Origin of the sequence: Streptomyces coeruleoprunus, from assembly GCF_039542925.1 — a bacterium.
Classification (GTDB): Bacteria; Actinomycetota; Actinomycetes; order Streptomycetales; family Streptomycetaceae; genus Streptomyces; species Streptomyces coeruleoprunus.
Genome location: NZ_BAABIT010000001.1, coordinates 7,295,531 through 7,308,975 on the forward strand (window position 1 = coordinate 7,295,531; position 13,445 = coordinate 7,308,975).

Annotated in this window: 9 protein-coding genes and 1 pseudogene; 4 read left to right on the top strand and 6 right to left on the bottom strand. The window is 72.3% G+C overall.

The window, feature by feature from the left end:
- Window positions 1-27: 27 nt before the first annotated feature.
- Window positions 28-1,473 carry an FAD-dependent oxidoreductase gene (locus tag ABEB09_RS32650; RefSeq protein ID WP_345693525.1) on the top strand — a complete coding sequence of 482 codons (1,446 nt, stop codon included), beginning with the start codon at window positions 28-30 and terminating at the stop codon, window positions 1,471-1,473.
- A gap of 42 nt (window positions 1,474-1,515) precedes the next feature.
- Here ABEB09_RS32650 and ABEB09_RS32655 read toward each other — a convergent pair whose 3' ends face one another.
- From ABEB09_RS32655 to ABEB09_RS32680, 6 genes and pseudogenes are all read right to left on the bottom strand, one after another.
- Window positions 1,516-2,604 carry a glycosyltransferase family 39 protein gene (locus tag ABEB09_RS32655; RefSeq protein ID WP_345694164.1) on the bottom strand — a complete coding sequence of 363 codons (1,089 nt, stop codon included), beginning with the start codon at window positions 2,602-2,604 and terminating at the stop codon, window positions 1,516-1,518.
- On the bottom strand, window positions 2,487-3,050 hold the full coding sequence (locus ABEB09_RS32660) for a glycosyltransferase family 39 protein (RefSeq protein ID WP_345693526.1): 564 nt from the start codon (window positions 3,048-3,050) through the stop codon (window positions 2,487-2,489). The genes ABEB09_RS32655 and ABEB09_RS32660 overlap by 118 nt, the downstream gene beginning before the upstream one ends.
- 169 nt (window positions 3,051-3,219) lie before the next feature.
- Window positions 3,220-5,460, bottom strand: a complete 2,241-nt coding sequence (locus ABEB09_RS32665) for an MMPL family transporter (RefSeq protein ID WP_345693527.1) — start codon at window positions 5,458-5,460, stop codon at window positions 3,220-3,222.
- Between the two features lie 148 nt (window positions 5,461-5,608).
- Entirely contained in the window at window positions 5,609-5,824 is a 216-nt protein-coding gene (locus ABEB09_RS32670; RefSeq protein ID WP_345693528.1) for a ferredoxin, read from the bottom strand.
- A gap of 4 nt (window positions 5,825-5,828) precedes the next feature.
- A pseudogene (locus ABEB09_RS32675) lies at window positions 5,829-7,056 on the bottom strand (cytochrome P450).
- Between the two features lie 496 nt (window positions 7,057-7,552).
- The gene (locus ABEB09_RS32680) at window positions 7,553-7,984 is read right to left on the bottom strand and encodes a YybH family protein (RefSeq protein ID WP_345693529.1); all 432 of its coding nucleotides are present in this window, start codon (window positions 7,982-7,984) and stop codon (window positions 7,553-7,555) included.
- Between the two features lie 312 nt (window positions 7,985-8,296).
- Here ABEB09_RS32680 and sigJ point away from each other — a divergent pair, with 312 nt between their 5' ends.
- From sigJ to ABEB09_RS32695, 3 genes are all read left to right on the top strand, one after another.
- The gene (sigJ, locus tag ABEB09_RS32685) at window positions 8,297-9,235 is read left to right on the top strand and encodes an RNA polymerase sigma factor SigJ (RefSeq protein WP_380839702.1); all 939 of its coding nucleotides are present in this window, start codon (window positions 8,297-8,299) and stop codon (window positions 9,233-9,235) included.
- A gap of 440 nt (window positions 9,236-9,675) precedes the next feature.
- Window positions 9,676-10,065, top strand: a complete 390-nt coding sequence (locus ABEB09_RS32690) for a hypothetical protein (RefSeq protein ID WP_345693530.1) — start codon at window positions 9,676-9,678, stop codon at window positions 10,063-10,065.
- Window positions 10,066-10,079: 14 nt separating this feature from the next.
- Window positions 10,080-13,424, top strand: a complete 3,345-nt coding sequence (locus ABEB09_RS32695; protein ID WP_345693531.1) for an NACHT domain-containing protein — start codon at window positions 10,080-10,082, stop codon at window positions 13,422-13,424.
- Window positions 13,425-13,445 lie beyond the last annotated feature (21 nt).

A 13,445-nucleotide genomic window follows, 5' to 3' on the forward strand; every position in this document is an offset into this window, starting at 1 on the left:
GGACCATGTGTGGAAGCGGAGAAGCCGATGCCGATCCTCGGACCACCCACCGAGCAGCACACCATCACGCTGCCGCCCCGCCCCGCGCAGCTCGCGGGCACGACCGACGTACTCGTCGTCGGCGGCGGCCCGGCCGGCCTCGGGGCGGCGCTCGCCGCCACGGACGCCGGGGCGGACGTGGTCCTCGTCGAACGCTACGGGTTCCTCGGCGGCAACGCGACGGCGGCCCTGGTCATGCCGCTGATGTCGTTCCACAACGAGAAGAAGCAGGCATCCCCCGGGGACGACACCCGCCTGCTGCCCACCGACCACGGCGAGGGGGAGCCGGTGGTCGCCGGTGTGCTGTGGCGGCTGCTGGACCGGCTCACCCGGCAGGGCGGCTGCGTCCCGCCCTCCGTCGAAACCGGCTACACGGTGCCGTTCGACCCGGAGGTCTTCAAGCTCGTCACGCTGGACATGCTGGAGGAGGCAGGGGTGCGGATGCTCTTCCACGCCTTCGCGTCCTCGGCGCTTCCGCTCGACGACGGCCTGCGGGTGGTCTTCGAGACCAAGTCGGGTCCCGTGGTGATCGACGCCAGGGTCGTCGTGGACTGCACGGGGGACGGCGACATCGCGGCCGCCTCGGGCGCACCCTACGAGGTCGGCCGGCCGGTGGACGGGCTCGTCCAGCCCATGACGCTCATGTTCCGGGTGGCGAACTTCCTCCAGCCGCGCTTCGCCGACTACGTCAGGGAACACCCCGACCAGTGGCGCGGCGTCCACGGGCTGTGGGATCTCGTCCGCGAGGCCACAGCGGACGGCGAACTGGAGCTGCCGCGCGAGGACATCCTGTTCTTCGCCACCCCGCACCCCGACGAACTGAGCGTGAACAGCACACGGATCACCAGAGTGCTGGGCACGAGCGTGTGGGACCTGACCCGCGCCGAATTCGTCGCCCGCCGCCAACTGCGGCAGATCGACCACTTCCTGCGCCACCACGTGCCCGGCTTCGAGGAGTCGTACGTGGTCCAGAGCGGCGTGCAGACCGGCGTGCGCGAGACCCGCCGCATCATGGGCGACTACAAACTGACCGGGCACGACATCATGGCGGCGGAGCTCTTCCCGGACGCCATCGCCCACGGCGCCTACCCGGTCGACATCCACAACCCGCAGGGCACGGGCACGATCCTGAAGCGCGTACCCCAAGGGAAGGCGTACGACATCCCGCTGCGCTGCCTGCTGCCCCGCGGCACCGATCACCTGCTCGTCGCGGGCCGCTGCATCTCGGGCACCCATGTCGCCCACTCGTCGTACCGGGTGATGCCCATCGCCATGGCGACCGGCCAGGCCGCGGGCGTCTGCGCCGCCCTCGCGGTGCGACGCGACCGTCGGCCCCGCGACGTCCACCACACACTCGTCCAGCGGGAACTGCTCCGGCAGGGCGCCCGGCTGCGCGACGGCCTCGTCGAGACGTCCTCGGCCGTCTCCGACTGAACCGGACGGCCGGGAGCCCGTGCGGGGTATCGCAGGGGGTGCTCAGTCCAGATGACGCAAGCGCGGCCACAGCCGCGCCCATGGCCCTCGCGGGCCTTCGCACACCATGAGGGGCGCGCCCGACTCCAGGTTGCGGATGCGCGTGGCGTCGGCCAGTCGTCCCTTCACCGAGCATGCGCGGAACACCGTTGCGAGTTCCGCCGGACGCATCCCCACGGTGACGGCGATCGTGGCGCCGGGCGGAGGCTTGCCGAGGTGGTAGAGCTCCACATGCCCGCTGTACGCGGGGGGCAGGCCACGACCGAACAGGTCCAGCGCCGCCGCTTCGCCGTAGTTCTCCGTCAGGATGACCGCCCGTCGCCGGTCGGCGGGGGGCAGCGAGCGGAAGACCCCGGCCACCTGATCCACGTACGCGGGCCAGCCGATCTGCTCCCTCATCGCCACGTTGAGCCGCGGGATCGGTGTGCGGGCGGCCAGCTCCAGGGGCAGCAGCGGAAGCGTCACCACCATGATCCCGGCGGTGGACAGCGACGCCGCGCTCCACACCGGTACGCGCACCGCCGGGTGCCGGTCACGTGCCAGCCATGCGGCCACCGGAACGCATCCCGCCCCGTACAGCGCGATGACGACAGGGGCCGCGTAGTCCTGGCGCCCTCCGCTGACGAGGACGATCGCCACGACCACGCCGTACGCCACGCCCAAGGCCCGCACGGGGCGCCAAGCCTGCCTGCGGAACAGGCCGACGAGGCCGGCGATCCAGACGGGCAGCTGTGCCAGGCCCAGCAGCAGCACATGCTCCGGCACGAAGCCGGTGCGGTTGGCCGCGCCGTACCGGTCGGCCAGCGCCCGCGCCATCTGAAGCTGCGGCCAGCCGTGAGCGGCCTGGTGGACGAGGGTGGGCAGGGCCAGTAGCAGAGCCACCGCGGCGCCGCACCAGACCCATCGGTCCGCCAGCACCCTGCGCGGCCCGACGGTGAGCAGCCCGGTGAGCAGCCCGGCCATCAGGAGCGTGATCAGGTGCTTGTTGAGAAGGCCGGCCCCGCACACCACGCCGAAGGCGATCCACCATCGCCCGTCCCGGCGGACCAGGGCCCGGACAGCGCACAGGATCGCCGCCGCCCAGACCGCCATGTCGACCACGGAGGACTGCAGCATGTGGCCGGTGACCAGGGTGAACCCCCTGCGGCGGTTCCCGCGGCCGCCAGCGTCTGGGCGCTGCGACCGCCGCCCAGCTCACGGGCCAGCGCGGCGGTGAGGACGACCGTCAGGGCCGCCGACAGCGCGGACGGTACGCGCAGGGCGAAGAGGTTGTCGCCCAGGAGGGTGGTGAAGAGCCGGGCCAGCGCGGGCGTGCCGACGGGGACATCGGTGTAGCCCCAGGCCAAGTGCTGCCCCAGCAACCGGAAGTACAACTCGTCGCGGTGATACCCGTACCGCCCGGCGGTGCCGAGCAGAACGAGCAGCAGGACGCCGGACGCGCACAGCACCGGCTTCCAGAACATCGGAAGCCGCACGGGCGGGGGTGAAGACGTGAGGGTATCGATCCTGGCGGCCGGCGTCGGCTCAGTGCGGAACATAGCCGTGAGCGTAGGGAGCACGCTGCGCTCGGAGCGCAGAACGCGGTTCCCGCTGCCGGGCGATGGACAGGACGGGTGACGGACGAGCACCGGACGGCGCAGAAGAGGGGCCGCGCCGAGAGGCCCGGCGGGAGGGCCGCCGGGCCGGGCGAGTGGTCGCGCTGGGCGGTCAGCCCACGAGGTGCCGCTCTCGTACGGAGGGCTCCGAGGGCGTCGTGCGGTGCTGGGTCAGCTTCGCGCCCTCGACGTCGATGTTGGGCAGGAGCCGGTCGAGCCACCGCGGCAGCCACCAGGCGGACTTGCCGAGCAGGGCGAACAGGGCGGGCACGATGGCCATGCGGACGACGAAGGCGTCGAAGAGGACAGCGGCGGCGAGACCGAAACCGATCATCTTGACGAAGTCGTCGTCCTCCAGGACGAACCCGGAGAAGACGCTGGTCATGATGATCGCGGCGGCGCTGACGACCCGGCCTCCGTACCGGAACCCGGCGGCGACCGCCTCGCCCGGGCGGGCGCCGTGGACGTACGCCTCACGCATCCGGGAGACCAGGAAGACCTCGTAGTCCATCGCGAGGCCGAAGACCACGCCGATCATGAAGATGGGCAGGGTGCTCATGATCGGGCCCGGCTGGTCGACACCGACGAGGCCGGCGAGCCAGCCCCACTGGAACACGGCCACCACGGCACCGAGGGCCGCGGTCACCGACAGAAGGAAGCCGAGTGCCGCCTTGAGGGGGACGAGCACGGAGCGGAAGACCAGCATGAGCAGGAGGAACGCCAGGCCGACCACCAGACCGAGGTAGGGGAGCAGCGCGTCGTCCAGGGTCTGCGAGAAGTCGATGAGCATCGCGGTCTGGCCGGCGACCAGGATCTCCGAGGCGCCCGTCCGGGACTCCAGCCCGCCCGCCATGCCACGCAGCGAGCGCACGAGGTTTTCGGTCCTGGTGTCGGCCGGACCGGTGTCGGGGACGACATTGACGAGCGCGGTGTCGCCCGAAGGGCCGGTCGTGACGGGAGAGACGCTGTCGACTCCGGGGACGCCTTCCAGAGCCGTGCGGACCAGTTCCGTCGTCGCTTTCGCGTCCTCGGCCCGGACGGTGATCGTCAGCGGCCCGTTGAAGCCCGGACCGAAGGAGTCCGACAGCATGTCGTACGCCTTGCGCTGGGTGGTCCGCGGGGACATGCTCCCCTCGCCCGGCAGCCCCAGTTCGAGGCTCGCGGCGGGCAGGGCGACGGCACCGAGGCCCAGGACGCCGAGCACGAGGACGGCGACGGGGCGGCGCAGTACGAGCCCCGCCCAGCGGGCACCGAGGTTCGCCTTGCGGCGGTCCTCGCGCCGGGCGGCCTTGCGCTGCTGACGCTCCGACAGCGGCTTGCCGGTGTACCGGTGGCGGTCCCTGCGGGCGAGCACCTTGACGGGGGCGAAGCCGAGGAGTGCGGGCACGAACGTGATCGCGAGGAGTACGGCCACGGCGACCGTGCCGGCCGCGGCCAGGCCCATCTTGGTGAGCATCGGGACGTTCACCACCGCGAGCCCCGCCAGGGCGATGATCACGGTGAGTCCGGCGAACACCACGGCCGAACCCGCCGTGCCCACGGCGCGCGAGGCGGCTTCGGCGCGCTCACGCCCCTCGGCGATCTCGGAACGGTAGCGGGAGACGATGAACAGGGCGTAGTCGATACCGACGGCAAGGCCGATCATCATCGCGAGCGTCGAGGTGGTGGACGACAGTCCGAGCGCGCTGCCGAGCGCGACGATGCCGCTGATGCCTGTACCGACACCGATCATGGCGGTCAGCAGGGGCATTCCGGCGGCGACCAGGGAGCCGAAGGTGAGGAGCAGGACGACGGCGGAGACGAGGATGCCGAGCTGCTCACCCGTACCGCTCATCGTCTGCTCGATCTCGACGGCGTCGCCGCCCGCCTCGACGACGAGGCCGGTGGCCCGGGCCCGCTCCATCGCGCCGGTGAGGCCGTCGTGCGCCGCATCGGTCAGCTCGGTGGCCTTCGCCTCGTACGTGACGTAGGCGTACGTGGTCGTACGGTCGCCGCTCACGGCGTTCACCTTGAACGGGTCGGCCACGACCACGACTTGGGGCGCCTTGGCGAGTTCGGCGACGAGCCGCTCGACCTGCGCCCTGCGGGTGGGCGAGGTGATCTTCTCGGCGCCGGGGGCGCGGATGACGACGCGGGCGGCGGCACCGTCCGCGCGGGCGTCCGGGAACTTCTCCTGGAGCAGATCGAAGGCCTTCTGCGACTCCGTACCCGGCATCGAGAAGGTGTCGGCGGGCGGAGGGGCCGCGGTGGAGGCCGCGAAGCCCGCGCCGACGAGAGCGAGGAGCCACAGGAGGACGACCAGGCCCCGCCGTCGGAAGGCGAAGCGGCCCAGTCGGGAGAGGAATACGGCCACGGTGGAGGAGATCCTGTCGGTGAGTGGAGAACGGCTGGGTGGGTTGTCGCGGAGCCCGGGTGCGGGGCGGTCGTGCGCAGGCCCGGGGGCTCGGAGGCCCGGGCCTCCGGGTCTCGGACGCTCGGAGGCGACATGAGGAGAGGGCGCGCTACGAGGTGGTGGAGGCTCCCCGCTCCGCCACGGTGATGACCGAGGCGGGGCACACCCCGGCGGCGACGCGCACTGCCGCGCGCTGCTCCTGCGGCGGCCGGGCGTTCAGCAGGACGACCAGACCCTCGTCCTGGTCCTGGTCGAAGACCCCAGGGGCGGTCAGGGCGCACATTCCGGCACCGAGGCACCGGTCGCGGTCGACACGGACGTCCATGCGATCAGTCCTCGTCCCAGGCGACCGGCAGCCGGTGCACGCCGTAGATGTTCATGTCCGTCCGCAGCGGCACCTCATCGGCCGGCACGGCGAGGCGCAGCGTGGGGAACCGGCCCAGCAGCGCGGGCAGGGCCACCCGTCATCTCGACGCGGGCCAGCTGCTGGCCCAGGCACTGGTGCATGCCGTGGCCGAAGCCCAGGTGTCCCGTGGCCTTGCGGTGGAAGTCCAGGACGTCCGGGTCGGCGAACCTCTCCGGGTCCCGGTTGGCGGCTTCGAGCGAGATGGTGACGCTCTCGCCCGCCTTGATCAGCCGGCCTTCCAACTCGACGTCCTCCAGCGCGGCCTTCACGGTGGTGTGAGCGACGGTCAGGTAACGCATCAGCTCCTCGACGGCCTGGGGGGCCAGATCCGGGTCCCTGCGCAGGGCCTCGGCCTGAGCCGGGTTGCTGAGCAGCGCGAACGTCCCGTGGGCGATCATGTTGGCGGTCGTGTCGAGCCCGGCGGCGAGCAGGAAGCCGCCGACGCCGATCAGCTCCTCGTCGGTGAGGTCGGAGTCCTGGGCCAGGTCGCCGAGGAGGTCGTCGGAGGGCTCGGCGCGCTTGGCGGCGACCAGTTCCGCCATGTACTCCTGGAGCCCGACCATGGCGGCGTACCGCTCCTCGGGCGGCACGTCCATGGTCATCAGCGTGTGGGCGTAGCCCTGGAAGCGCTCGCGGTCGGCGTAGGGCACGCCGAGCAGCTCGCAGATCATCAGCGCGGGGATGGGCCGGGCGAACGCCTCGACCAGATCCGTGCCGGGGCCCCGGCGCTCTAATGCGTCCAGGTGCTCAGCGGTGATCCGCTCCACCCGCTCGGTGAGCAGACGCATCCGGCGGACGGTGAACTTGCCCATGAGGAGCCGCCGGAAGCGGGTGTGCTCGGGCGCGTCCATCCCGGTCATGTCACCGACGGTGGCGGGCGGCAGGGGGCCCTCGGGCCCCCCGGGGAAGGGGTAGTGCATGAGCTCGTACCGCGAGCTGAAGCGGTTGTCGCCCATGATCGAGCGGACCGTGGAGTAGCTCGTGGCCAGCCAGCCGACGTGCCCGTCGGGGTACGCCATCCGGGTGAGCGGCTTCGCCTCGCGCAGCTCCGCCAGTCCGGCGGGCGGGTCGAAGGGGCAGCCGGCGGCGCGCCGCGTGGGAAGCGTGACGGGCTCGGTGGTCCCGGGTCGGGCCGACGGTTCGTGCTGCATGGTGTCCTCCGGGGAGAGCGAGTGCGGTGAACGGTGACGGGTGGTGCGGGTTCAGACGCCTGCCTCGTCGAGCGAGGTCTTGCGATGTGGCGCCAGTGGTGCCGCTACTGGCGCCATGTCTGGCGCCATGGGCGGGTACCGGGGCGGGGCCGAGCCATGGCGGAGGGTGCCGCCTCAGTGTTCGCGGCGCCCGCGCGCTCATGAGAGAGGTGATGGCCGTAGCGCGTCAGGTGCATAGCGCCATACTGGCACCAGTGTGGCGCTATGACAAGCCATTGTGGCGTCGGATGGCGCCGAGTGGTTAACGCGTGGCGCCACAGGGGGTGCCGTGGCGGCGCCGGAGAGTGCCCTTGAGCAGCTCAGTCGATTCGGCGTGGGCGGGCTCCGGCCTTGCAAAGCGAAAGGCGCCTGACGGGCGAAATCCCCGTCAGGCGCCTCTTCACAGCGTGCTGGACCCGGACCGCAGGCACTCTCCGCGGAGAGTGGCCGGTCTGTCTCACATGTCCGGCGGAAACCAGGCCTGGAGGTTCTCCGGGTTGATCGGCATGGAGATGTGCTCGTGGGTGATCAGCCACGTGCCGTTCAACCGCCGGAAGCACACGCTCGAACGCACCCAGATCCCTATGTCGAGCCCGTTCTTCCGCGTTCCCGAGTCCAGGTGCAGCATGTGCGCGAAGGCGATGTCCGCATCACTGCTCGCGACGGTGAGCGCGTGCGTCTCCAGGCTGATCGGGCCGTCGTAGGCGTCGAACCAGCGCAGGAAGTTGCCGCGGACCTCTTCGCGTCCCGTGAACTGGAGCGGGGGAACGGCGTCGTAGTAGACGATGTCGTCCGAGTAATGGGACATCAGTCGGTCGATGTCCTTGGTCTGGCTGGCGTCGACGCGGCTGTCCAGCAGCGCCCTGATGTCGGACTCGTGCGAAGCCATCGCATCCTCCTTCAAGGAATGGACTGCGGTCGGCTCACCGGGCCGCAGTTCCTGTGATCTCACGTGGTTGGACCGGCCAGTCCGCAGAGATGTGAGGTGCCAACAGGTGTCGGACGTGGACGATGGCCACCGGGCGGGCGGATCGTCCGGGCGGCGCGGCTGGGTGAGGGCTCCAGCGGGAGCGATGTCGCTCGGACCCGTACGGCAAAGCGGCCCGGCGCACTGTGAGGCGGCGCGCCGACCTCACATTCCGCAGGGCTGTCTTGTCGTAACCGTCGGCAGCGATCGCGATACGACGAAGTGGGGGACACCGTGACCATCCAGCCCGGACCGGCAGACGACCTGCTCGATCCGAGCCTGGCCGCGCTCATGGGCGAGCGGCGCCGGCTGATCAACCTCGCCTACCGGCTCCTCGGCTCCCTGTCGGAGGCCGAGGACGTCGTCCAGGAGACCTATGTCCGCTGGTACGCCATGTCCCGGCAGCGGCAGGAGGCCGTCGAGTCCGTCGGCGGCTGGCTGACGACGGTCGCCACCCGCATCTGCCTGAACCTGCTCGGCTCGGCACGGGCTCGGCGCGAGCGGTACGTGGGTCACTGGATCCCCGAGCCGGTGCCGGAACCCACCGAGCGGCCCGACGGATCGCCGGGCGCCGAGACCGGCGACCCGGCCGACCGCGTCACGCTGGACGAGTCGGTCAACATGGCCTTCCTGGTCGTGCTCGAATCCATGACCCCTGCCGAACGCGTCGCGTTCGTCCTGCACGACGTCTTCCGCTACTCGTTCACCGAAGTGGCCGAGATCGTCGGCCGCAGCCCCGCCGCCTGCCGCCAGCTGGCCGCCTCGGCCCGCCGACGGCTCCGCGACGCGCGGCCGGCCTCCCGCCCGATGCCGGCCGACCAGGCCGCCGGCATCGTCAGGAACTTCAAACAGGCCTGGGAAGCCAAGGACATCGGCTCCCTCATCGGCCTGCTCGACCCCGCCGCGACGGCGGTCGGGGACGGGGGCGGCCGCGTCACGGCCGTGCCGTACCCGATCGAAGGCGGCGCGCAGGTGGCGGACTTCTTCGTCCAACTCGCCGCCAGGGCAAGCGACCTCGTACTCGTCGAGCGGACCGTCAACGGCCGCCCCGGCCTGGTGGCGGAGCACGCCGGCGCCACGGTGGCGGTGTACGCCTTCGACATCGCCGGCGACCGCATCAGGCACATCTGGGCCGTACTGAACCCGGAGAAGCTCCGGCCGTGGACGAAATGAAACAGCCGACACAGGGAGACACCACGCATGCCTGGCCGGGCCGACCACGGCGCAGCCGGCCGTCGACCCGATCCTGTCGCAGCGCCCGTTCCCGCCGACGGACGTCTCGCTGTTCACCGCGCAGGTCTGTCCGGCCTCGGCTCCATGACCCCGGCGGCCGGGCCCGCGCCGGGCACCAGCGGGGGTGAGACCTGCCGCCCAGCCAATCCATGCGGGGCGGTGGCTGTCTCCTCGGTGCCTCGTACGCCATCCGCTCGCTCACCCCTACGGGTTGTCCCGGGCCATATATGCCGCCCCGGCACCCGCGCCGCCCTACGCTCGGCCGCGACGTACATGAGCGAGGTACGTAGAGCACCAGCGAAGTGCCTTGAGAACCGGTGAAACACCTCGAAGACCAACACAGTTCGCCGCACGCGGCGAAGTACGGGGGAGGAACACCCGTGGACCCCATCGCACCCGAACTGCTCATGGCCCTCGCCTCCGGCACCGCCGGTGCCGCCGGGCAGCAGATCTGGTTCGCGCTGCGCAACCTGGTCGGACGCCGGCCGGACCCGGAGGGGACGCCGGACGGCGAGGGAGAGCTGGTCGCGCTCGGCGAGGCGGCCCACAGCGTGGACCGCGCCCGGGAACTGGCCGAGGCACTGGCCGAGCGGGCCCGGCAGGACCCGGCGTTCGCCCGAGCCCTGGAGACCTGGCGGCGCGAGGCCGAGGCCCTGCCGGAGCTGCGGACCGGCACGGGCGAGGTGCGCAACGAGATCTCAGGCGGGACCTTCCAGGGCGCGGTAGTCCAGGCACGGGACATCAACGGGCCCCTGAGCTTCGGCCGTTAGGCACGGGGCGCCGCATGCCGGGGGACGAACACGACGACGGTGTCCGGGTGCACAACGAGATCTCCGGCGGCCGGTTCCACACCGTCGTGCAGGGCCACCGGGTCGAGGTGCACTTCACGAGCCCCCGCCCCGAGGAGCAGCAGGCCCGCGGCAGACCGGGCCAGGCCCTGCCGGCGGTCGTCTGCGCCGCGCTGGGGCTGGCCCTGTTCCACACGCCGCCACCGGCAGCGCGAGGTCTTGCCCCGCTCGGGGCCGCGCTGGCCGTCACCGGTCTGGTGTGGTGCGCGGCCGTCCTCCTGGAGCTGCCCGAGCGGTGGCGGAGCCGTCGTGCGCCGCGCCGCGGGCCGCTGCCCGAGGAGCTCGACCGGGTGGCGGCGGACCTCGCGGCGGCGCTCGCCGACGAGTACGCGCGCGACGAGCGGCAGTCCCGCATCCACGACCCCGTGCCCATCCCCGTCCGTTGGTCGGCGGCCGACCCATGGGTGAGCGACCACGAGGCCAACATCCTGGGCGCGCCTGCGACCACCGATCCCCCACCGGCTCCGGCCCCCGACCGGGACGGCCGGTTCGACGCCATCGGCCGCTTCTTCACCTCCCTCCCCAACGGCCGTCTGGTGATCCTGGGCGCGCCCGGCGCGGGCAAGTCGGCGCTGGCGCTGCGGCTCGCCCGCGCGCTCCTGGACGACAGGGTGTCGCTGACGGCCGTACCCGTGCTGCTGCCCCTGGCCTCCTGGAACCCCACCGAGCAGGACCCCTGGCACTGGGCGGCGCACCGGCTGGCCGCCCTGCACCCCTCGGCGGTGCCCACTCACCACACCGCCCACGACCTCATCACCAGCGGCCGGCTCCTGCCGATCCTCGACGGCCTGGACGAACTGCCCGCACCCACCCGCGCCAGGGCCCTCGCCCGGCTGCGGCGCAGCCTGAACGCCCCGGCCCGGCTCGTGCTGACCTGCCGGAGCGAGGAGTACGAGGCCGCCGTCGCCGACGCGGCCACGGTGCTGCCGGCCGCGACGGTCGTGCAGCTGACCCCGCTCGGCATCGACGACCTGCGCGCCTATCTGCCGCGCACCGCGCCACGCACCGGTCCGGCCCCGGCCGCGCCGACCAAGTGGGCGCCCGTCCTGGCCGAGCTGTCCGCCGACGCCGGGCCGCCGCAGGCCGCCATGGTGCGCTCGGTGCTGAGCACGCCCCTCATGGTGAGCCTCGCCCGCTTCGTCTACAGCGAGACCCACGCCGATCCGCGCGACCTCCTCGACAACCGCCGCTTCCCCGACGCCGCCGCCGTCGAACGTCACCTCTACGACGCGTTCCTCTCCGCCGCCTACGAGGACTCCGCCGCCCGCGCGGATTCCGCGGGCGGCCTGTGGAGCAGCGCCCAGGCCCGCCGCTGGGCCGGGTACCTCGCAGCGCATCTGCGGCGCGGCGGTGAGCAGGACATCGCGTGGTGGCGGCTGACGGAGGCGGTGCCATGGTGGCTGCGCTGGCCGGGCACGGGGCTCGCGGTGGGTGTCGCAGCCCTGGCCGTGGGACTGACCGGCTACGACGATCCGTGGTGGCGGGAGTGGCTGCCGCTGCCCCCGTGGTCGGCGGTGCTCCTGCTCGGCTCGCTCGCGGCGCTCCTCGACTGTGCGCCCTCCCCGGCCGTCGACGCGCCGCGCCGGTTGCGGGTGCCGGGGCGGGAGGAGGTGCGGGCGTGGCGGCGGGCATCGCGGTGGCTGCGGTGGTGGTTGCCGGCCGTGGTGACGGCACTGGCCTTCTCCGGCGTGTTCACCCGCCCCGGCTGGGCGCTGCTTCCCCTGGCCCTGCCGGCTCTGGCGCTGCTGCTGTCCCTGTCCATGGGCCTGCTCGCCCTGCTGAGCTGCCGGGCCGATCCCGCCGAGGCGTCGGAACCGGTCGCTCTGCTGCGGGCGGACCGCCGTACCGAGCTGGTGCTCGGCCCCCTCGCTCTCGTCCGGCACCGGCGCCGGCGGACCGCGACCGAGGTGGTGCTCGGCTTCACCTTCCTGCTGGTGATCATCTGGCAGGTGGAGACAGCGACGACGACCACCCTCACCTGGCTGCGGACGGCGGCGCTCGTGCTGCTCGCCTGGGCGCTGTGCGCCTGGTCGGGGTCGGCCGGCGGCGGGCTGGTCCTGGCCCGCCTCTGGTTCTCCTTCAGCGGCACGCTGCCCTGGCGGGTGATGACCTTCCTGGACGACGCGCACCACCGGGGCGTGCTGCGGCAGTCCGGCGGGCTGTACCGCTTCCGCCACATCGAGCTGCGCAACCGGCTCGCGGAGGCGAACGGCGTCACCGCGGACGGCACGGCCGCCCGCCCCGCCCGCGAGGAGCCGCAACCGCCCTCGTTCGTCAGCGTGTACGCCGTCAGCACCTGCCTGATGTCGATGGGCCTCATGGCGTCCTTGATGGTCTCCCCGGACTTCACGTCGAAACCCGCGCCGACCGCGTGCGAGCTGCTTCCGGTGAAGCAGGTGCGGCAGGTGATCGCCGACCCGGTGCAGGACGACAGAGGACATCTCTGTCACTACGAGGAGAGATCGCCCTTCCGTCCCGCGCGGAAAGCGATGCTCGACCGCGACTGGGAAGCCCCCGGACAGGCCGACGAGGAGGAGTGGGACATCATGCGGCGCTCCATGGACACGCCGGGTACCTTCCACCTCCCGCGACTCGGGGACGAGGCCCTGCTGCGGGTGTCCCCGTCCACGGAGCCGTACGGCGCGCCGGAGGCCGTGGTGGCCGTGTGGGCCGGGCACATGATCGTGCGGGTGACGTACAGCGAGGAGTACGCCACGACCGGCAGGGTCAGCGCGGTGGCCCGGATCATCGCCCGGTGGGTGCTGCGCGCGGGCGATGTCCCGGACGACCGGATCGGTGCCGCCGGGCCCGTACTGGCCGACGTCCCTCCGGCCCAGCTGCCGCGGCGGACGCGCACCGACGGGTACCAGCGTCCCGAGCGGTCGCTGTACGGCGCGGTCTGGGGTGCCGACGAGCACTCCGTGATCCAGACACACCCCGATCTGAGCATTCCCGTGCGAACGCCACCGGACGTCTTCGGGTGCTGGCCACAGGAGGGAGACGGTGTCTTCGGGTGCAGCGGCGAGTCCCTGGTCGTCAACATCGTGGACCGCCCCGCCGCCCAGCCGCCCGACCCCGGCCCGGACCCCGGTCCCGACCTGTCGTACGCCGTCCTGGATCCCGAGGGCAGCCGGTACGAGATCTCGATCCGCGTGACGTACACCCCGGCGGGCCTCCCCGCGCGCGAGATCCGGGTGCGTGTCGAGGCCGACGCCGGGCAGGCCGAGGTGGCGCAGAAGATCGTCAACAGCGTCTACACCCAGACGCTGCCGCGCGGCTGATTTCCGCTCGCGCACTGCTCA

What these genes read in the sequence shown, in the direction of transcription:
- ABEB09_RS32650 (WP_345693525.1), top strand. Translation starts at nt 28, where the DNA reads ATGCCGATCCTCGGACCACCCACCGAGCAGCACACCATCACGCTGCCG.
- ABEB09_RS32655 (WP_345694164.1), bottom strand. Translation starts at nt 2,604, where the DNA reads ATGGCGGTCTGGGCGGCGGCGATCCTGTGCGCTGTCCGGGCCCTGGTC.
- ABEB09_RS32660 (WP_345693526.1), bottom strand. Translation starts at nt 3,050, where the DNA reads ATGTTCCGCACTGAGCCGACGCCGGCCGCCAGGATCGATACCCTCACG.
- ABEB09_RS32670 (WP_345693528.1), bottom strand. Translation starts at nt 5,824, where the DNA reads ATGGACGTCCGTGTCGACCGCGACCGGTGCCTCGGTGCCGGAATGTGC.
- ABEB09_RS32680 (WP_345693529.1), bottom strand. Translation starts at nt 7,984, where the DNA reads ATGGCTTCGCACGAGTCCGACATCAGGGCGCTGCTGGACAGCCGCGTC.
- ABEB09_RS32695 (WP_345693531.1), top strand. Translation starts at nt 10,080, where the DNA reads ATGCCGGGGGACGAACACGACGACGGTGTCCGGGTGCACAACGAGATC.